Origin of the sequence: Pseudarthrobacter phenanthrenivorans, from assembly GCF_000813845.1 — a bacterium.
Classification (GTDB): domain Bacteria; phylum Actinomycetota; class Actinomycetes; order Actinomycetales; family Micrococcaceae; genus Arthrobacter; species Arthrobacter phenanthrenivorans_B.
The window spans coordinates 1-20,372 of record NZ_JWTB01000035.1; the positions used below are offsets into that span (position 1 = coordinate 1).

The window sequence follows — 20,372 nt, forward strand, 5'->3', positions numbered from 1 at the left end:
CGCCAACGCCCCATCACCTCCGCCCGAAAGCAACGAACCCTCCCCCACGGAATGTGGGAGAGGGTTCAGCAAGACGCCGCATTACCTGATGGCGCGTTGGGGGAAAGCGGGCAGAACGTGATGGGGCGTTGGGGGAAAACGGGCAGAACGTGATGGCGCGTCCGGGGAGAGGTCAGGAGAGCGGGCGGTGCAGCTCTGCAAGCTCCTGGTGGCGGGGGCTGTTCGGGTTCATCAGCGAGTGCTTGCGGCCGTAGCCGAAGTAAATGGCAAGGCCGATGATGAGCCACACGACGAACCGCAGCCAGGTCTCCCAGTGCAGCTGCAGCATCAGGAAGGCAGACGCCAGGACGCCGAACGCCGGGATGAACGGCATCAGGGGCAGTCGGAAGGTGCGCGGAGCGTCCGGCCGCTTGTAGCGGAAGATGATCACGGACAGGCAGACGACGACGAACGCGGCCAGGATGCCGATATTCGTCAGGTCCGCGACCGCCTTGATGGGGAAGACGCCGGCCAGGAAGGCGGAGGCCACGCCGCCGATCCAGGTGACGCGCTGCGGGGTCCCGTGGCGGTCGGTCTTGGAGAACCAGCCGGGGAGCAGGCCGTCGCGGCTCATGGAGAACCAGACCCGGGTGACACCGAGCAGGAAGGTCAGCATCACGGTGAGGATGGACAGCACCGCGAACACCGAAATGATGGTGGCAATCACGGGCAGGCCCACCGAGGTGAACGCTGAGGCGAAGCCCGCCTTGGGGTCGATGTCCTTGTAGTTCTGCATGCCGGTCAGGACCAGGGTGGCGGCGACGTACAGCAGCATGGCGATGATGAGTGACAGCACGATGGCCTTGGGCATGTGCTTCTTGCCGTCCTTGGCTTCCTCGGCCGCGGTACTCATGGCGTCGTAGCCGAACACGGCGAAGAACACGGTGGCGGAGCCGGCAACCACGGGGCCAAAGCCGCTGGGCATGAACGGGTTGTAGTTGTTGGTGTCGATGTAGAAGACGCCCAGTCCGATGATGAAGAGGATCAGGACCACCTTGATGGCCACGGCCACGAGCTCGAACCTGCCGAAGGCCTTGGTGCCGCGGGAGAGGATCCAGGTGACCAGGAGGCAGACCAGGATGGCGGGGATGTTGACGATCCCGCCCTTGCCTTCGTCGACGGTTGAGGTCATCCAGGCCGGCATATGGATGCCGATGCCCGCAAGGAAGGCGTCAAGGTAGCCGGAGATGCCGATGGCCACCACAGCCACGATGGCGATGTATTCCAGCAGCAGGTCCCAGCCGATGAACCAGCCGATCACCTCGCCGAGGGCCACGTAGCCGTAGGTGTAGGCGGAGCCCGCACGCGGGATCATGCCCGCGAATTCCGCGTAGGACAGGGCCGCCGCCGCCGAGGCGAGGCCTGCGATGAGGAAGGAAATCAGTACCGCGGGCCCCACTCCCGGGTTTCCTTCGCTGCCGGCGGCCACCAGTCCCGCGAGGGAGAAGATGCCGACGCCGATGATGCCGCCAACGCCGATGGCGGTGAGCTGCCACAGCCCGAGCGACTTGAACAGCCCGCTGTGCTTGTTCTCTTCTTCAATGTCATCGATGGGCTTTCGCCGCATAATCGATTGGCTCATGTCTTTACTGCTCATCCGGAACTCCTGCTTGGGGGTGCGACCCCGCCGCGGCACGCCAAGGAAACTGGCTGTGACGGGGGTAACTCGGTTTCAACAGTATGCGTGCGTGGTTGCGTTAGATAAAGTGACTACTTCTAACCTATATTCGTTAGTTTCAGTTAGGAATCCATCATGCTTGACGTCCGCCGGCTCCGCCTGCTCCGCGAGTTAAGCATCCGGGGGACGCTCGCGGAGGTGGCCGAGGCACTGCAGTACAGCCCGTCGTCGGTATCGCAGCAGCTGGCCCTCCTGGAGAAGGAAGTGGGCGTGGAACTGCTCCGGAAGACGGGGCGCCGGGTGCAGCTGACGCCGCAGGCCGAGGTGCTGGTGGCCCACACGGCACAGCTGCTGGAAACGATGGAGCAGGCCGAGGCGGACCTGGCCGCGTCCCTGACCACCGTGACCGGCACCGTGCGGATCGCCGTGTTCCAGTCGGCGGCGCTGGCGCTTATGCCGGACACGCTGACCCGGATGGCCGCCACCTACCCCGAGGTGCGGATCGAGATGATCCAGCGCGAACCGGAAACGGCGCTGCACGAAACCTGGGCCCGCGACTTCGACCTGGTGATTGCGGAGCAGTATCCCGGGCACGCCGCCCCCCGCTACCCCGAGCTGGACCGGGTGAAGCTGACCACCGACGCCATCCGCCTGGCCGTTCCCCCGGCGGCTGGGGGCGGGCCGGCCATCCGCGGGATTGAGGACACGGCAGAGCTGGCATGGGTCATGGAACCCCGGGGTGCGGCGTCCAGGCACTGGGCGGAGCAGGCGTGCCGCAGTGCCGGTTTCGAGCCGGATGTCCGGTTCGAAACCGCCGACCTCCAGGCCCAGGCCCGGCTGATCGAGTCCGGCAACGCGGTGGCGCTGATGCCGGACCTCGTGTGGACCGGCCGCGGCACCACGGCGCAGTTGCTGGAGCTTCCCGGCAAGCCGCACCGGACCATCTTCACCTCGGTGCGCCGCTCCAGCGCGCAGCGCCCGGCCATCCTGGCTGCCAGGGAGACCCTTGCTGCGGCCGCCGCGGCAGTGGCAAGGGACGACGCCGGGTGAGCGGCCGCCGTCGTCCGTGTCCTTTACTGCGCGGCCAGGCAGCACTTGGTGCGCAGGTGCTGCCCCTGCCCGCCGAATCCTCCCGTCACCGCGCCCGTACGTGACCGCAGTGTTTCCTGCGTCACTGCGGCCCAGGGGCCGCAGGTCTAGACTGGAGCCGTTATGAATCGAACAATGTTCAAGTCCAAAATCCACCGGGCCACGGTGACGCACGCCGACCTGCACTACGTAGGTTCGGTCACCGTTGACCTCGACCTGCTTGAGGCCGCCGACATCCTGCCCGGCGAGCTGGTGTCCATTGTGGATGTCACCAACGGCGCACGGCTTGAGACCTACACCATCGCCGGCGAGCGCGGTTCCGGCGTCATCGGCATCAACGGTGCAGCGGCGCACCTCATGCACGAGAACGACATCGTCATCCTGATCACCTACGCGCAGATGACCACCGAAGAAGCCAAGGCCTATCAGCCGCGGGTGGTCCACGTGGACCAGGACAACCGGATCATCCAGCTGGGCAACGATCCTGCGGAGGGCCTGACACCCGGCATGATGCGCCCCCCTTTCGCGCTTAACAACGCCACCCTGTAACCGGAGCGTGTGTCCCGGCCCCTCCCTCCGCCGCGCCCAAAAGGCCCGCCCGTGCCACCAGGCTGACCCTTGCTAGGGGTGCTGGCGGGCTTCTTCGTGGTCTGGTGCATCATCCTCGTGGGATGGTTCGTGGGCCGGCGGAAGATCCTGGGCGACAACGCGAGGCCGGTGCTCAGCGGCCTCACGTTTTTCGTGGCCAGCCCCGCCCTCCTTTTTGAAACCCTCAGCAAAGCCCGCCTGCAGGAAGTGTTCGCCGAGCCCCTGCTGGTCACCGCCATGGCTGCCATCACCACCGCGGCCATCTTCTTCACCATCGCCAGGTTCGGGCTGAAGCGGGCACTCCCCGAGTCCCTGATGTCAGCCATGTCCGCGTCCCTGGCAAACTCCGCGAACCTGGGTATTCCCATTGCGGTATATGTCCTGGGGGACGCGAGCTACGTGGCTCCGCTGCTCATCTTCCAACTGGCGTTCTTCACGCCAATGTTCCTGATGATCCTGGACTCCAGCACCAGCACGCACCGCACCACCGTGATCGGGTTCTTCCTGATGATCCTGCGCAACCCCATGATCGTGGGGTCCGGCCTGGGGCTGCTGGTGGCCGGCACCGGCTTCCAGGTTCCGGCGCTGGTCATGGAGCCCATCCACCTGATTGGCGGAGCGGCCATCCCCGCCATGCTGATCGCGTTCGGCATGAGCCTGAACGGGACCAGGCCGCTGCAGGCGTCGGCGGGCCGGCGGACGGACACCCTGCTGGCCAGCGGCTTCAAGCTGGCCGTCCAGCCGGCACTGGCCTACGTCTTCGCCCGCTTCGCGCTGGGAATGGACGGCCACGCGCTGTTCGCCGTAGTGGTGACCTCCGCCCTGCCCACCGCGCAGAATGTCTTCGTGGCCGCCAGCAGGTACCAGACCGGGCTGACCGTGGCCAAGGACACCGTGCTGATCACCACCGTGGTGGCCGTACCGGCGATGATCGGCGTCGCGCTCTTGCTGGCCTGACGCCGCCGGCGCAGCTGGCAAAACTGAACCTGATGGCAGCACTAACCCTGGAGGGCTGATGAATACCGTGTTGGATACCGTGGTGATTGGCGGCGGAGCCATGGGCTCCGCCGCAGCGTGGGCGCTGTCCCGCCGCGGCCGCGAGGTGACGCTGGTGGAGCAGTTCGGCCCCGCGCACAAGATCGGGGCGTCCCACGGCGCAACCCGCAACCTGAACCCCGGTTACCACCAGCCCGACTATGTCGCCATGCTGGCCGAGGGGCTGGCGCTGTGGGAGGAACTGGAACAGGAAAGCGGCGCGCAGTTGCTGGCCCGGACCGGCGTCGTCACCCACGGCCCGGGCGGGGACCTGCCGAAGGTCTTCGAGGCGCTCACCGCCGCCGGCATCCGCGCAGAGTTCGTGGTCCCGGCCGAGGCCGGCGAACGCTGGCGCGGGATCCGGTTCGACCAGCAGGTCCTGCACATGCCCGACGGCGGCCAGCTCAACCCGGAGGCCGCACTGCCGGCGTTCCAGCGGCTTGCCGCGGCCCGGGGCGCCGACATCAGGCACCACACCAAGGTGGCGGGCTTCGAGGTGTTCGACGACGGCGTGCGGCTGACGCTTGAATCGGCCGCGGGCACGGAGGTGGTCACCGCGGCCCAGGCCGTGGTGACGGCGGGCGGCTGGACGGAGAAGCTGCTGTCCGGAGCTTTGAATCGGACGGGTACTGAGTTCCGGATCCCGAAACTCCGGGTGACCCAGGAGCAGCCGGCGCATTTCCGGGTGGCGGACCCGGGTGCGGTGTGGCCCGGCTTCAACCACTACCCGGGCCGGGACTACCAGGGCTGGTACTCCCCCGTCTATGGAATGCAGACCCCCGGCGAGGGCATCAAGGCCGGCTGGCACGGCGTGGGTCCGGTGGTGGACCCGGACCACCGGGACTTCCTGCCGGAACCGAAACAGCTCGCGGCGCTGCAGGACTACGCACGGCAGTGGCTGCCCGGCGTCGATCCCGATTCCTTCGAGGCCATCAGCTGCACCTATACCACCACCCCGGACGAGGACTTCATCCTGGACCGGATAGGGCCGGTGGTGATCGGCGCAGGCTTCTCCGGCCACGGCTTCAAGTTCACGCCGGTGATTGGGCGCATCCTTGCCGATCTCGCCACCGGAACCAGGCCCGCGCCGTCGATCTTCCGGGCGTCCCGCTAGGGGCACTGACCTAGAGAAAGAGAACCCATGATGACAATCCCGGAAGAAGTCGACACTCCGGAGATCCTGGTCGACCGGGATGTGCTCCAGCGGAACATCGACCGCATGGCCGCTGCCGTCCACGCGAAAGGTTTGAACCTCCGACCCCACGTGAAAACCCACAAGGTGCCCGAAATCGCGCAACTGCAGCTGGCGGCCGGTGCAGTCGGCATCACTGTAGCGACCCTCGGGGAGGCTGAAGTCTTTGCAGAACACGGAGCTACCGACATCTTCATCGCTTACCCCATCTGGGTCGGTCCCCGTCAAGCCGAACGCCTGCGCCGGCTTGCTGCCACCACAAAGATCTCAGTGGGACTGGATTCACGGGAGGCCGCCGAAGCCATGGGAGCGTCCCTGGATGACGCAGCCGGCGACTTTGACGTGCTGCTGGAAATCGACAGCGGCCATCACCGAAGCGGAATCGCCCCAGGTGCCGTCGTTGGCGTGGCCCACGCCGCGGCACGCGCCGGTCTGAGGGTCAGAGGCGTCTTCACCTTCCCGGGCCACAGCTACGCCCCCGGGATGCCCCTGAAAGCAACCGAAGAAGAACGGATGGCCCTCAGCCAGGCCTCGGACCTGCTCACGCAAGCAGGATTTGAAATCCTGCATCGCAGCGGCGGTTCAACTCCCACCGCCACTCTCACCGGTGATTCCGTAGCCACCGAGGTCCGGCCAGGAGTTTATGTCTTCAATGATGCCCAGCAACTGGAACTGGAACGATGCGCCCCTGAAGACATCGCGCTGACCGTCGCCGCAACAGTGGTAAGCCGGCATGAGGGCGACGACGTCATACCGCGAAGGATCGTCCTGGACTCTGGCAGCAAGATCCTGGGCGGCGACCGACCTGCGTGGGCCACCGGCTATGGACGGCTGCTCGACTATCCCGAAGCACGCATCACCGCGCTCTCGGAACATCACGCGACCGTGGTCTGGCCACCAGATGCAGAGCTCCCGCCTCTCGGAGAGCGGTTACGGGTAATACCGAACCACGTCTGCGTGGCCGTGAATCTCGTTGACGACATCACTGTCGTCGCCAGCGGCAAAATCGTGGACCGCTGGCGCGTAGCCGCACGCGGAAAAAACAAATAGCGGGGAAGAAAACACACATTCGCCCTGAGGGCTTGTCTGCAGGAACATCTCCGCCGGCGGCAGCCTAGCTGGAGCTGCCGTCCGCCTGGGTGGGCACGGGCTCCGCGTCGGAATTGCCGCTGTCTTCGGCCTTCACCGCAGGCATGGACAGCACCGCTGCCACCGTGAGCAGGCCGGCCACCAGCGCGGCCAGGAACACGGCACCGGACGCGTTGATCACAGTGGCGGGATCGGCGTCGCCGCCGCTGCTGCCGCCATAGATGGAGTTGGCCACGGCACCGAACACGGCCACGCCCAGGGCGCTGCCGATGGACCGGGCGAACATGTTGGTGCTGGTCACCACCCCGCGTTCGTGCCAGGGAACGCTGGACTGGGCGGAGATCAGGGTGGGGGTGGCCAGCAGGCCCAGGCCAAGCCCGACGACGAAGCAGCTGACCGCGATGAGCGCCACGTTGGGAGAAGCGGCCGTCAGGGACAGGATCAGCAGGCCCGCCACCGCGACGGCAATGCCGATCAGGGCGGTGGACTTGAACCCGATCCGCAGGTAGAACTTCCCGGCCTGCGAGGCGCTGAGCGGCCAGCCGAGGGTGAGGGCGGCGAGCGCCAGGCCCGCGACCAGCGGCGAGGAGGAAAGGGCGCCTTCCAGGAAGGTGGGAACGTAGGAGGTGAGCCCGATCATCATCGCTCCGACGCCGAAGGACACCAGCGCGGTGGTGGCCAACAGGCGGCGGGACACCACCCAGGAGGGCAGGATGGGCTCCGCTGCCCGGCGCTCCACCAGCAGGAACGCAACAAGCAGCACGGCCCCGACAGCAAAGACGCCAATGCTGATGGACGAGTTCCATGCCCACGCCTGGCCACCCTGCAGGGCGCCAAGGATCAGCAGGCCCAGCGACCCGGCGAGCAGCACGGCGCCGGCGTAGTCCACCTTGTGCGTGGCCCGTTCCACGTTTTCGTGAAGGGTGCGGACCAGCATCCACCCGGCCAGCAGGCAGAGCGGGACGTTGACCAGGAAGATGCCGCGCCAGATGCCCAGGGCGGAGAAGATGCCGCCCAGGCTGGGACCCACCACGGAGGAGACGGCCCAGACGCTGGCCAGGTAGCCCTGGACCTTGGCCCGCTCCTGCAGGGTGTAGATGTCCCCGGCGATGGTGACGGACACCGGCAGTACCGCGCCGGCGCCGAGCCCCTGCAGGGCGCGGAAAGCGATCAGCGAAGGCATGCTCCACGCCACCCCGCACAGCACGGAACCGAGCAGGAACAGCCCGATCCCGGTGAGGATGATGGGTTTGCGGCCTGCCATGTCGGAGAGCTTGCCGTAGATGGGCACGGACACTGCCTGCGCCAGCAGGTACGCCGAGAACAGCCAGGGGAAGGACGAGAAGCCCCCCACGTCACGGACGATCGACGGGACGGCCGTGGCCACGATGGTCGAGTCGATGGCCACCAGGCCGGTGGACAGCATCAGGGCAATGAGGATTGGTCCCCGCTCGGACCGGAAGCCTACGCCGTCTTTTGCGTTCGCCATGGTCAGACCCGCACCAGTCCGGCGGCCTCGGCCAGCAGTTCGACGGAGCGCAGCCGTGCCGCGGTGCCGGGGCTCTGGTGCGCCACGATGAGTTCGTCGGCGTCGGCGTGCTTGCCGAAGCTGTCCAGGTAGTCGATGACCATGTCCGGGGTGCCCACGGCCGAGTAGGTCATCATCTGTGCCATGTGCCGTCCCTGCGGCGAGTCGAGGATCATGTCCGCCTCGTCATCGGTGAATTCGCGGGTTCCGCCGCCGAAGAACAGTGAGACGCGGGCGCGCTTGGTGGCCTGCAGCATCTCCTGGGCGTCTGCTGCGGAATCGGCGGCGATGACGTTGACGCCCGCAATAACGTGGGGCGCGTCCAGCTGGGCGGAGGGCTTGAATTCGCTGCGGTAGATGGCCACGGCGTCCTGCAGCGCGGCAGGGGCAAAGTGTGAGGCGAAGGCGTACGGCAGGCCCAGCTGCGCGGCCAGCCGGGCGCCGAACAGGGACGAGCCCAGGATGTACAGCGGCACGTTGGTCCCCTTGCCCGGGGTGGCCTCGACGCCCTGGATGCGGGTGGGGCCGGTCAGGTAGCCCTGCAGTTCCAGGACGTCCTGCGGGAAGCTGTCCGCGGACATCGGGTCGCGGCGCAGGGCGCGCATGGTGTTCTGGTCGCTGCCTGGGGCCCGGCCCAGGCCAAGGTCGATCCGGCCCGGGTGCAGGGTTTCCAGGGTGCCGAACTGTTCGGCAATGGTCAGCGGGGAATGGTTGGGCAGCATGATGCCGCCGGCCCCCAGCCGGATGCTTTCGCTGTGCGCGGCCACGTGCGCGATCAGCACGCTGGTGGCGGAGGAAGCGATGGAGGACATGTTGTGGTGCTCGGCGTACCAGACGCGGCGGTAGCCCAGCTTCTCGGCGCTTTGCGCCATGGCCACGCTGCCCGCCAGGCTCTCCGCCGCCGTCTGGCCTTTGCCGATGGTTGCCAGGTCAAGGATGGAGAGGGGAAGAGTCACGTCGGTTGCGGCCTTTCAGGAACGTTTCGTAAGGGGCGCCGGCCGGAGCACGGCGGCACTTGATGCATAACGACGGCGGTCCCCGGCTTATTTCGTGATCTCCGGAATACTCAGCACACTGATGAGGTTGCCGCCCCTATGAGCCATGATTCAACGAACCAGCTGGAACTGTCCGCAACGATTGACCTGAAGGATCTGGGAACCGTGCACAGGCTCGGTTTCGGTGCCATGCGCATCGTCGGTGACGGTGTCTGGGGTGAGCCCGCAGACCGCCAGGCCGCCGTGGCCGTGCTGCGCCGCGCCGTCGAACTCGGCGTGGACTTCATTGACACCGCTGACTCCTATGGCCCCAACATCAGCGAGGAAATCATCGCCGAGGCCTTGCACCCGTACCGGGAGGGGCTGAAGATCGCCACGAAGGTGGGCTTCACGCGCACGGGCCCCAACAAGTGGATTCCCGTGGGCCGGCCGGAATACCTGCGCCAGCAGACGGAGCTGAGCCTGCGCAAGCTGAAGGTGGACACCCTGGACCTGCTGCAGCTGCACCGGATCGACCCCAAGGTGGACGCCGAGGAACAGTTTGGGGTGCTGCGCGAACTCCAGGACGAAGGCAAGGTCCGCGCACTGGGTCTGTCACAGGTCAGCGTGGCGGAGCTTGAGGCGGCCGGAAAGCACTTCACCGTGTCCACCGTCCAGAACCGCTACAACCTGACCGACCGCAGTTCCGAGGACGTTCTGCGCTACTCGGAGGAGAACGGGATCGGGTTCATCCCGTGGGCGCCGATTTCCGCGGGCGAGCTGGCCCAGCCGGGCGGCCCGCTGGACGAAGCCGCCAAGCGCCTGGGCGCCACCACCTCCCAGGTGGCACTGGCCTGGCTGCTGCGCCGGTCCCCCGTCATGATGCCCATCCCGGGCACCGGCTCCGTGCAGCACCTTGAAGAGAACATGGCCGCCGCCGGGATCACGCTCGACGACGACACGTACGCCGAGCTTGAAGCGGCCGGCAAGTAAAAACACGCCAACCAAGAACGAGGACAGGAGCTACACCATGGCAAACATCCTGATGGTCGTATCGGCCGCCGATTCCCTCACCATGAAGGACGGCAGCGAGCACCCCACCGGCTACTGGGCGGAGGAACTGGTGGTGTCACACCAGACCCTGATGGAAGCCGGCAACACGGTCCACATCGCCACCCCCGGCGGGCGGAAGCCCACTGTTGACCAGGTGAGCCTGGCGCCCGAGTCCGCCGGCGGCGGGGAACGTGCGCAGGGCTTCAAGGACTACCTGGCCAAGATCGACGGCGAGCTGTCGCACCCGCTGGTCCTGGCCGACGTCGACGTTTCCGCCTATGACGCCGTGGTGATGCCCGGCGGGCACGGCCCCATGGCCGACCTCTACCAGGACGCCCACCTTGGCCGGCTCCTGGTGGCGGCCAACAGGGACGGCAAGATCATTGCGCCGTTCTGCCACGGTCCGGCGGGGCTGCTGAGCGCAACGGACGACGACGGCGGGTTCGCTTTCAAGGGCCGGCGCCTGACGGTCTTCACCAACGAGGAGGAGCTGGGAGGCGGGACCGGGGAGAACACGCCGTGGCTGGTGGAGGATGCGCTGAAGGAGAAGGGCGCCGTTGTGGAGAACGGCGCGGCGTGGTCCTCCAACGTGGTGCGGGATGGCAACCTCATCACCGGGCAGAACCCGCAGTCGAGCGAGGACGTGGCCAAGGAAGTGCTGGCTGCCCTGGGGTAGTCAGCACCAGTTTCTGAGGCAATGACAGAGGGGACCAGTTCGCCATGAGCTGGTCCCCTCCTTGCGGCGCACGTCGTTGGGCGCCGGCCCGGAAGCGCTACTTCAGCTTGAAGTTCGCACTGATGGAGCTGCCGTCGTTCGCCGTCATGGTCAGCGTGTAGCAGCTGCCGGCCGTGGCGGGCGTCTTCCAGTTGTAGATGAACTGGCCGGAAGTGGCGTCGTACCGCAGCGACGTGTTGCCCGTGGTGGTGGTTTCGATATCGTCCACCAGGCTCAGGAGCGAGCATGTCACCTTTTGGGTAGTGAACTTGGCCAGACTCGGATCCGTCAGCTCGGTATCACCGGCAAAGATCTCGAATTTCGCCGGTACCGTGCTGCCATTCTTGACGGTGTTCACCACCCCGTTCATGTCGATCGGCTGGTAGAAACCCTTCAGGGTCCAGGCCTTCACCGTGTAGGACTGGGTCACCGTGGTGCTGTTGCCTGCAAGGTCCGTGGCAGTGGCCGTCAGGGTGTGCGTCCCGGTCTTGGTGTCGTAGCCGTCGACCGTGCAGCTGCCGCTGACCCCGGCCAGGGCATCGGAGGCGGTGCAGGTGGGCTTTGCGGCGGTGGAGCCAAAGTAGCTGTCCGCGACCACAGAGTCGAAGGTCACCGTGGGAGGTGTCAGGTCGATCTTGAAGGTCTGCCGTGCCGCTCCCGCAGGCGTAGTGTTGCCGGCGTTGTCGCTGAAGGCCGGGCTTTCGACCTTCACGTCAGCGCCTTGGCCGGACGAAGTGACACTTTGCGTGGGCGTGGCGGGGCCGGAGACCAGGTCGGTGCCGGTAAACGTGGCAACGACGTCGCTGCGGTACCACCCGTCAGCGCCCTGGGTTCCTGTTGCGCCGGTAAAGCTAACCTCAGGTGCAGTTTTGTCGATCTTGAAGATCTGCGACGCCGCCCCTGCGGTGGTGGTGTTGCCCGCAATGTCCGTGAACGCTGGGCTATCAACCTTTACAGCGGCACCCTCACCTGAAGAGGTCACCGTCTGGGCTGCTGCCAGCAGTCCCGAGGTGGCGTCGGTGCCGGTGAAGGAGGCTTCGACGTCGGAGGTGTACCAGTTGTTGCTCCCACGGGTGCCCGTCCCGCCGTTGGCCGCTACGGTTGGGGCTGTCGCGTCCTTGCCCAGGTTGACGGTTACAGGAGCGGCCGTTCCACCGGAACTGGTGGCGGAGCAGCTGTAGTCAGTCGCCACCTGGTCGGCGGAAATGGTTTGGTCCTCGCAGCCGGTCAGCTTCAGTGTGCTGGGCGAGTCAGCTTCGGTGACTATCCAGTGGAGGGCCACCGGGCTCTTGTACCAGCCGTTCAAGCCGTCGGGGTTGGCGGGCGAGAGGGTGTAATCGATGCTGGGTGCCGATCCGTCAGTGATCGCGTAGGTGACAGAGCTTGTAGCGGTGAGGCCACCCTTGTCGGTGTAGCCGCAGGAAGCCGTCTGGGAACCGACACCCGTGGCCCCATCCGGACCGGAAATGGAACCCATATCAGCACCGAACGTAATGTGTCCGTCCTCGGCGTCGGTTACTTCGCAGATTGCTGTCGGGACGGCCCCCTTCGTGTACGAGGCGCCAGCGGTGACGCCGGTGATATTGAGCTTGGGTGCCGTGTTGGACGGCGCCGGCGCTGCCACGTTGACGGTGAACGTGGCCGGTGCAAGGTTGAAAGTGCCATCGGTGTTGTTGCTGACTTGCCTGGCGCTTACCGTGGCCGAACCAGCACCCACGGGGGTTACGGTCAGGGTCCGCTCGGCGCCACAGGAGTCGAAGGTGACCCTGGAGGGTGAAACCGTGGCGACGGCTGGATTGCTGGACACCAGGTCAAGGGTCAGCGTTGTTGACCCGGTCAGGTTGCAGCCGTTTTTGACATCGTTGGTGGGGTCTACCGCCAGAATGGTGCTGCCGCTGGCACCGCCCGCGTTGAGTGGCATGATCTCCGCCACCGAGTCAATGGTGGCGTCGAGTTTGTTGTAGATGTCGTCCGCGAACGCCACCCCGCCGCCCGCAAGCAGCAGGCTTCCCGCAGCGACTGCCGCCGCTGTCCTGGTGCTGGTTCGCCTGAGCAGGCCTGTTCCCCCAGCAGTAGTTTTCCCGCCTGGCGAGTGATTCATGTGTTGCCTCCCTCATTTGCCTGCGGCCCACCCGGGCCGCAACGTACTTCACCGTATGAGTCGGCATGGGCGGAGAACACGCGTAGTCACCACCTGTCTTTTTCGCCCGGGTACTCGTTTTCTGCTGGAACCGTGACGCACCTCCCCGCGGGCCCACGCGGACCCGAATATGACCGCCGCGGTCCTCCGGTTAACGGCCGTTACTCCCTGTATCCCAGCGTTTCGGGCCCTTTGATTCGCCGTCGGCGGCTGCCGGATAGTTGCAGCAACGCGCACAATCCGCCGCACCACCCCCACCCCTCCAAGGAGGAACCATGACCATCACCACCAGGCCCGCCGCCGTCGTGGCCCTTGCCGTCTCAGCACTGCTGGGGCTGGCTGCCTGCTCGGATCCCGGCGCTTCGGCGGCGACAGCACCGTCGTCGTCCGCTGCCAACTCCGCCGGCAAGACCTTCAACCTCTCCCCGGAGCAGGACCGCTTCAAAGTCTCAACCGATCCCGCCGCAGCGGCGCTGGTCCCGGAAGCCATCAAGGCTGACGGCAAACTGACCGTGGTGACCACCGGCGGCGCGGCGCCGCTGAGCCTGTTCGCCACGGACAACAAGACCCTGATCGGCAGCGAGGTGGATATCGCCTACGCAGTGGGTGAATCTCTCGGCCTCCAGGTGGAGGTCCTTCCCGTCGCATGGGCCGACTGGCCGCTGGGCATCGAATCGGCCAAGTACGAGGCCGTGCTGTCCAACGTGACCGTCACCGAGGCGCGGAAGGAGAAGTTCGACTTCGCCACCTACCGCAACGACCTGCTGGGCTTCTACGCCAAGAGTGATTCCGGCATCGGCGACATCAAGGAAGCCAAGGATGTGGCCGGCAAGAAGATCATCGTGGGCTCCGGCACCAACCAGGAAGCCATCCTGGTGCGCTGGGACGAGGAGAACAGGAAGAACGGTTTGGCGCCGGTCGAGTTCCAGTATTACGACGACGACTCCGCCTCGGGCCTGGCCCTTCAGTCAGGCCGTGCGGACCTGACCTTCGGCCCGAACGCGGCTGCCGCTTACAAGGCGGCGCAGGACGGAAAGACGAAGCAGGTGGGCACGCTGAACGGCGGCTGGCCTTTGACGGCGCAGATCGCCTTCACCACCAAAAAAGGCAACGGCCTTGCGGCGGCGGCCCAGGCTGCCCTGAACCACCTGATCGAGGACGGCACCTATGCCAGGATCCTGGACCGCTGGGGCCTCTCGTCCGAGGCAGTCCAGAAGTCCGAACTGAACCCGGCAGGCCTGCCTAAGAAGTAGGCGGCCTGCCGACGAATGAGCCCCCGCCCGGGCACACCAACTGATGGTGCCTGGGCGGGGGCTCTCCTGCGTCAGCGGGGGCCTGGTTCAACCGCCCAGGCCATGCGGTGCAGGAAGGTGGCGGTCCGGCTCCTGGCGGCCAGCACGGCAGCCGACAGGCGGGTGGGTTTTTCGATGATTTGCGGGGCGTTGGGCTGTGCGCTCCTGGCTGGGCCCATGGCTCCGGCAAAAAAGAGGGCTATCAGGCTTGCGCTTTCCATCTTTCTCCGGCCGAACGTTAAATCCTTGGGGGCATGGAAGCCCAACTCTGCTCGAGGCCTTTTCCAGATTATCAGCTGCGCCGTGGGGTCCGGCCGGCTCCGGCGTGAAAGTGCGCTCCCGGCCCCTTAGGCAATAGTCTGGCCAGATGGGGACCAGTGCCGTGAACTCCGGCGAACAGATGGACAGGCAGACACGCATTCTCGAGGCGGCGATGGACCTGCTGTCCCGCCACGGCATTTCGGGCGTGAGCATGCGGGCCGTGGCCCGGGAAGCGGGCGTGGCGCTGGGCCTGGTCAACTACTACTACGACGACAAGACCACCCTCATCCGGGCCGCGCTGCGCCGGGTGGATGAGCACGACCTCCTGCTGGTGGCCCAGGACCCGGCACTGGCTCCGGACGAACAACTGCGCCAAGCACTGCGCCGGGTGGCAGGCGCAGATTTGCTGACCACCCGCTACCTGTCACTGCGACTGCACCTGTGGGCCCTGGCCCGGGCTGACGAGGATTACGCCCAGATCAACGCAGCGGCCTTCGACCGGTACCTGGACGGGCTCGCCACACTGGTGTCCAATGCGATTCCTGAGCTCCCTTGGAAAGCATGCAGGGATAGGGCCGCCGATATCGTCGTCATCCAAAACGGCATGTGGTTGACCGCCCTCCTCGGCGTGGACCGCGCCGCCACCCAGCGCAGCATCGCCCGTACGGAGGAGATCGCCTTCGCACCGGTTCCGGGCAACACCGGAACCTCCTAGGAACCCAGCCTGGACTGAGGGCACCCGCCGCATAACGGGGGCAGTGCTGCGTAGCATTGAACGAGTGTTCAAGAAAAGTATTGAACACTCGTTCAAGGTGCGTTACTGTCCTCGGTATGACTTACGCCACAGCAGTACAGGACGGCAGCCCGAAGGCCGAAACCGCCACCGCTTCCTCCCTCTTCATCAACGGCAAGTGGGAGTCGGCGGCATCGGGCGCCGTACGCGAAATCAGGAACCCCGCAGACGGCGGGCTGGTGGCCCTGGTGTCGGAGGCCGGCCGGGAAGACGCCGAACGCGCCATCGCCGCAGCCCGCAGCGCCTTCGACTCCGGCAGCTGGTCCTCAGTCCCGGCACCGGAGCGCGGCACGTTCCTCCTGAAGGTCGCAGCCGGCCTGCGCGAACGCCGGGAAGAGTTCGCCCGCGCCGAATCGCTTGATACCGGAAAGCGGATCATCGAAAGCCGCATCGACATGGACGACGTCGCCGCCTGCTTTGAGTATTTCGGCAGGCTCGCCGGGCAGCAGGCAGGACGCGTGGTCGACGCCGGGAACCCGGACGTTGCCAGCAGGATCGTCTACGAACCCGTGGGCGTCTGCGGACTGATCACCCCGTGGAACTACCCGCTGCTCCAGGCTGCGTGGAAGATCGCCCCCGCACTGGCCGCCGGCTGCACCTTTGTCGTAAAGCCCTCCGAACTGACCCCGTCCACCAGCATTCTGGCCATGCAGCTGCTGCACGACCTCGGCCTGCCGGCCGGCGTGGCCAACCTGGTCACCGGACCAGGTGCCGAGGCGGGCGCACCGCTCTCGGAACATCCCGCCGTCGACCTCGTTTCCTTCACCGGCGGCCTGGAAACCGGCAAGCGGATCGCCGCCGCCGCCGCAGCCACCGTCAAGAAGGTGGCGCTGGAACTGGGCGGCAAAAACCCCAACGTCATTTTCGCCGACGCTGACTTCGACGCCGCCGTGGACAACGCCCTCAACGGCGCCTTCGTCCACTCCGGCCAGGTCTGCTCGGCAGGTGCCCGCCTGCTGGTGGAGGAATCCATTGCCGAACGCTTCGTGGACGAGCTGGTCCGCCGCGCCGAGGGCATCCGCATCGGCGGACCGTTCGAGGACGCCGCCGAAACCGGCCCGCTGATCTCCGCCGCGCATCGGGACAAGGTCCACGCCTACGTCCAGCGCGGCATCGAGGAAGGCGCGCGGCTGCGCACGGGCGGCATGGCACCATCCGGAGAGAAGTACGACGCCGGGTTCTACTACCAGCCGACCATTTTGGACCGCGTGCAGCGGGGCATGTCCGTGGTGGTTGACGAGGCATTCGGCCCCGTGGTCACCGTGGAAACGTTCCGCACCGAGGACGAGGCCGTGGCCACGGCGAACGACACTATCTACGGGCTCGCCGGCGCCGTCTGGACCCAGGACGCCGGCAAGGCCCAGCGCGTGGCATCCCGGCTGCGGCACGGCACCATCTGGATCAACGACTACCACCCCTACCTTCCCCAGGCCGAGTGGGGCGGCTTCGGCCAGTCCGGCGTCGGCCGCGAGCTGGGCCCCACCGGCCTGGCCGAATACCAGGAAGCCAAGCACATCTACCAGAACACCAGCCCCCAGGTCACCGGCTGGTTCGCTGACCACGGCAAGGAGAACTAGATGCACGTCGACAACATCGAGCAGCTCAGCGAGCGCTCCTTCGATTACCTCGTCATTGGCGGCGGGTCCGCCGGCGCCGCCGTCGCCGCCCGGCTGAGCGAGGACCCGGACGTCACCGTGGCCCTGGTCGAGGCGGGCCCGGACGACCGCAATATCCCCGAGATCCTGCAGCTGGACCGCTGGATGGAACTGCTGGAATCCGGCTACGACTGGGACTACCCCATCGAACCGCAGGAGAACGGCAACTCCTTCATGCGCCACGCCCGCGCCAAGGTCATGGGCGGCTGTTCCAGCCACAACTCCTGCATCGCCTTCTGGGCGCCCCGCGAAGACCTGGACGAATGGGAGTCCAAGTACGGCGCCGCCGGCTGGAACGCCGATGCGGCCTGGCCGCTGTACAAGCGGCTGGAAACCAACGAGGACGCCGGCCCGGACGCTCCGCACCACGGCGACTCGGGCCCCGTGCACCTGATGAACGTGCCCCCGGCGGATCCTGCCGGCGTCGCCCTTTTGGACGCCTGTGAACAGGCAGGCATCCCCCGGGCGAAGTTCAACACCGGAACCACGGTGGTCAACGGCGCCAACTTCTTCCAGATCAACCGCCGGGCGGACGGCACCCGCGCCTCCAGCTCCGTCTCCTACATCCACCCCATCGTGGACCGCCCCAACTTCACCCTGCTGACCGGCCTGCGCGCCCGCCAGCTGGTGTTCGACGCGGACAAGCGCTGCACCGGAGTGGACGTGGTGGACTCGGCATTCGGCCGCACCCACCGGCTCACCGCGCACCGGGAAGTCATTGTGTCCACCGGCGCCATCGACTCCCCCAAGCTGCTCATGCTGTCCGGGATCGGCCCGGCAGCACACCTGGCCCAGCACGGCATCGAGGTCCTGGTGGACTCCCCCGGCGTGGGCGAACACCTGCAGGACCACCCCGAAGGCGTGGTCCAGTTCGAGGCCAGGCAGCCCATGGTGCAGACCTCAACGCAATGGTGGGAGATCGGGATCTTCACCCCCACCGAAGAGGGCCTGGACCGCCCCGACCTGATGATGCACTACGGTTCCGTCCCCTTCGACATGAACACCCTGCGGCACGGCTACCCCACCACCGAAAACGGCTTCAGCCTCACTCCCAACGTCACCCACGCCCGCTCCCGCGGGACAGTAAGGCTGCGGAGCCGCGACTTCCGCGATAAGCCCATGGTGGACCCGCGCTACTTCACCGATCCCGAGGGCCACGACATGCGCGTCATGGTGGCCGGCATCCGCAAGGCCCGCGAAATCGCCGCACAGCCCGCCCTGGCGGAATGGACCGGCCGCGAACTCTCGCCCGGCATCGAGGCGCAGACGGATGAGGAACTGCAGGACTACATCCGCAAGACCCACAACACCGTCTACCACCCGGTGGGCACCGTCCGGATGGGAGCGTACGACGACGACATGTCGCCGTTGGATCCGGAGCTCCGGGTCAAGGGCGTCACCGGACTCCGGGTGGCCGATGCGTCCGTCATGCCCGAGCACGTTACCGTCAACCCCAACATCACCGTCATGATGATCGGCGAGCGCTGCGCCGACCTCATCCGGGCAGACCACACCGGCGCGGGCCACACCGCCGCAGACGCCCGGGAAGAAAAGGAGCTCACCACGTCCCTGGCCTAAGCGGCAGGTTTTGAGGGGGCCGCATTCCCCAACAGCGACGGCCCTCCGCAAGCGTTATTGCGCCGCACCCCAGGGCGGCCGGTCCCATCGTGCTTTCTGACCCAGGAGTCCATATTGGAACCCAGCAAGAGTATTGATTCAAGCGGCATGGACGAATTCGGCTACACCCAGACCCTCGACCGAAGCATCGGCAAGTTTGCCAGCTTCGCCGCGGGTGTCAGCTACATCTCCATCCTCACCGGTGTTTTCCAACTGTTCTACTTCGGTTTTTCCATGGCCGGCCCGGCGTACGCCTGGTCCTGGCCCATCGTGTTCGTCGGCCAGCTGATGGTGGCCCTCTGTTTCGCCGAACTGGCCGGCCGCTACCCCGTCGCCGGCTCCGTCTACAACTGGGCCAAGCGGCTGGCCTCCGGAACCTCGTCCTGGCTGGCCGGCTGGCTGCTGCTGCTCTCCTCCATCATGGCGCTGGGCTCGGTGGCGCTGGCCCTGCAGATCACCCTGCCGCAGCTCTGGTCCGGCTTCCAGTTCGTCGGTGACGGCACCGGCCCGTACGACTTCGCCATGAACGGCGTGGTGCTGGCCACGATCATGATCACCATCTCCACCCTGATCAACGCGTTCGGCGTGAAGCTGATGACCCGGATCAACAGCATCGGGGTCTTCGTGGAGCTGATCGCGGCCGTGCTGCTGATCCTCGCCCTCGGCTGGCACGTGGTGCGCGGCCCGGAGGTCTTCTTCCAGACCAACGGCTTCGGCGAAGGCAACGACCTTGGCTTCTTCGGCGTCTTCCTCATCGGCGCCATGGCCTCCGGCTACGTCATGTACGGGTTCGATACCGCCAGCTCGCTGGGCGAGGAAACCAAGGACCCCAAGCGCACCGCGCCCAAGGCCATCCTGCGCGCCGTCACGGCATCGTTCCTGCTGGGCGGGCTGATCCTGCTGTTCGGCATCCTGGCGGCCCCGGACCTGAGCGATCCCCAGGTGGGGGCTGCCGACGGCGGGCTGCAGCACATCGTGCTCTCCGTCCTGGGCGGGCCCTTCGGCAAGGCCTTCCTGGCCTGCATCGTGGTGGCCGTGGTGGTCTGCACCCTGGCGGTCCACGCGGCAGCGATCCGGATGATGTTCGCCATGGCCCGCGACAACAACCTGCCGTTCAGCCGCCAGCTGGGCAAGGTGGACCCGGTGCGCCGGACCCCCACCGTGGCGGCGATCGTCATCGGCATCATGGCCGTCATCCCGCTGCTGGTCAACGTGATGCAGCCGGCCATCTTCACCATCCTGTCCAGCATCAGCATCGTGCTGATCTACCTGTCCTACCTCCTGGTCACGGTCCCGCTGCTGCGCAAACGCTTCCTGAAGAAGTGGCCGCTGGCGGACGACGGTTCCGAGCCCGGGTTCTCGATGGGCAAGTGGGGCCTCCCGGTGAACATCCTTGCCGTGGTGTGGGGCGGGGCCATGACGGTAAACCTGATCTGGCCCCGGCCGGAGATCTACAACTCGGTGCCGCCGTTCGAGTGGTACCTGCAGTGGGGCGGCGTCCTGTTCGTTGCCGCCGTCACCGCCGGCGGGGCGCTGCTGTACCGGCTGAAGATCCGCCACCAGACCGGTGTGCTGGCCGAGCATGCCGCCGCCGTGGCCGCCCACCCGTCCTCGCGTGCCACGGCTGACGCTCCGGGGGATCACCAGCTGGTGGACGTGCAGGTGCAATAGGGCTGCTGCTGCAGCAGGGTCCG

General features: G+C 66.5%; 17 protein-coding genes. 12 read left to right on the forward strand and 5 right to left on the reverse strand.

The window, feature by feature from the left end; all coding sequences use genetic code 11:
* Window positions 1–172 precede the first annotated feature (172 nt).
* Window positions 173–1,636, reverse strand: a complete 1,464-nt coding sequence (locus tag RM50_RS16905; protein WP_043455025.1) for an amino acid permease — start codon at window positions 1,634–1,636, stop codon at window positions 173–175.
* A 156-nt stretch (window positions 1,637–1,792) separates the two neighbouring features.
* On the opposite strand from RM50_RS16905, the gene RM50_RS16910 reads away from it, so the two are divergent.
* The 5 genes from RM50_RS16910 to RM50_RS16930 all read left to right on the forward strand — a co-directional run bounded on the left by RM50_RS16910 (window position 1,793) and on the right by RM50_RS16930 (window position 6,611).
* Window positions 1,793–2,707 (forward strand): LysR substrate-binding domain-containing protein, encoded by a 915-nt coding sequence (locus RM50_RS16910; RefSeq protein WP_043455026.1) that lies wholly within the window; start codon window positions 1,793–1,795, stop codon window positions 2,705–2,707.
* A 162-nt stretch (window positions 2,708–2,869) separates the two neighbouring features.
* Window positions 2,870–3,295, forward strand: coding sequence for an aspartate 1-decarboxylase (gene panD / locus RM50_RS16915; protein WP_205622296.1), 426 nt, complete (start codon window positions 2,870–2,872; stop codon window positions 3,293–3,295).
* Window positions 3,296–3,364: 69 nt separating this feature from the next.
* A complete protein-coding gene (locus tag RM50_RS16920) occupies window positions 3,365–4,291 on the forward strand; it encodes an AEC family transporter (RefSeq protein ID WP_043455028.1) in 927 nt (308 codons plus the stop codon).
* A gap of 58 nt (window positions 4,292–4,349) precedes the next feature.
* Window positions 4,350–5,483, forward strand: a complete 1,134-nt coding sequence (locus tag RM50_RS16925) for an FAD-dependent oxidoreductase (protein WP_043455029.1) — start codon at window positions 4,350–4,352, stop codon at window positions 5,481–5,483.
* Between the two features lie 27 nt (window positions 5,484–5,510).
* Window positions 5,511–6,611, forward strand: a complete 1,101-nt coding sequence (locus tag RM50_RS16930; protein ID WP_043455030.1) for a D-TA family PLP-dependent enzyme — start codon at window positions 5,511–5,513, stop codon at window positions 6,609–6,611.
* Between the two features lie 64 nt (window positions 6,612–6,675).
* Here RM50_RS16930 and RM50_RS16935 read toward each other — a convergent pair whose 3' ends face one another.
* Both RM50_RS16935 and RM50_RS16940 read right to left on the reverse strand, forming a co-directional pair.
* A complete protein-coding gene (locus RM50_RS16935; protein WP_043455033.1) occupies window positions 6,676–8,139 on the reverse strand; it encodes an MFS transporter in 1,464 nt (487 codons plus the stop codon).
* Window positions 8,140–8,141: 2 nt separating this feature from the next.
* Window positions 8,142–9,134, reverse strand: a complete 993-nt coding sequence (locus RM50_RS16940; RefSeq protein WP_043455035.1) for an LLM class flavin-dependent oxidoreductase — start codon at window positions 9,132–9,134, stop codon at window positions 8,142–8,144.
* Between the two features lie 138 nt (window positions 9,135–9,272).
* On the opposite strand from RM50_RS16940, the gene RM50_RS16945 reads away from it, so the two are divergent.
* On the forward strand, window positions 9,273–10,145 hold the full coding sequence (locus RM50_RS16945) for an aldo/keto reductase (protein ID WP_043455037.1): 873 nt from the start codon (window positions 9,273–9,275) through the stop codon (window positions 10,143–10,145).
* Between the two features lie 37 nt (window positions 10,146–10,182).
* Window positions 10,183–10,881: a type 1 glutamine amidotransferase domain-containing protein gene (locus RM50_RS16950; protein ID WP_043455040.1), complete on the forward strand. Its 699-nt coding sequence runs from the start codon at window positions 10,183–10,185 to the stop codon at window positions 10,879–10,881.
* Window positions 10,882–10,978: 97 nt separating this feature from the next.
* On the opposite strand, the gene RM50_RS16955 is transcribed toward RM50_RS16950, so the two are convergent.
* Window positions 10,979–13,021: a PxKF domain-containing protein gene (locus RM50_RS16955; RefSeq protein ID WP_156133906.1), complete on the reverse strand. Its 2,043-nt coding sequence runs from the start codon at window positions 13,019–13,021 to the stop codon at window positions 10,979–10,981.
* Window positions 13,022–13,335: 314 nt separating this feature from the next.
* Between RM50_RS16955 and RM50_RS16960 the strand changes: the two genes are divergently transcribed.
* Window positions 13,336–14,313 (forward strand): ABC transporter substrate-binding protein, encoded by a 978-nt coding sequence (locus tag RM50_RS16960; RefSeq protein ID WP_043455044.1) that lies wholly within the window; start codon window positions 13,336–13,338, stop codon window positions 14,311–14,313.
* A 71-nt stretch (window positions 14,314–14,384) separates the two neighbouring features.
* Here RM50_RS16960 and RM50_RS16965 read toward each other — a convergent pair whose 3' ends face one another.
* The gene (locus tag RM50_RS16965) at window positions 14,385–14,573 is read right to left on the reverse strand and encodes a hypothetical protein (RefSeq protein WP_043455045.1); all 189 of its coding nucleotides are present in this window, start codon (window positions 14,571–14,573) and stop codon (window positions 14,385–14,387) included.
* Between the two features lie 146 nt (window positions 14,574–14,719).
* Here RM50_RS16965 and RM50_RS16970 point away from each other — a divergent pair, with 146 nt between their 5' ends.
* From RM50_RS16970 to RM50_RS16985, 4 genes are all read left to right on the forward strand, one after another.
* Window positions 14,720–15,328 (forward strand): TetR/AcrR family transcriptional regulator, encoded by a 609-nt coding sequence (locus RM50_RS16970; RefSeq protein WP_043455046.1) that lies wholly within the window; start codon window positions 14,720–14,722, stop codon window positions 15,326–15,328.
* Between the two features lie 116 nt (window positions 15,329–15,444).
* A complete protein-coding gene (locus RM50_RS16975; protein WP_043455047.1) occupies window positions 15,445–16,983 on the forward strand; it encodes an aldehyde dehydrogenase family protein in 1,539 nt (512 codons plus the stop codon).
* Window positions 16,984–18,639 (forward strand): GMC family oxidoreductase, encoded by a 1,656-nt coding sequence (locus RM50_RS16980; protein ID WP_043455048.1) that lies wholly within the window; start codon window positions 16,984–16,986, stop codon window positions 18,637–18,639.
* Window positions 18,640–18,786: 147 nt separating this feature from the next.
* Entirely contained in the window at window positions 18,787–20,349 is a 1,563-nt protein-coding gene (locus RM50_RS16985) for an APC family permease (protein WP_052260318.1), read from the forward strand.
* The last annotated feature ends 23 nt before the right edge of the window (window positions 20,350–20,372 follow it).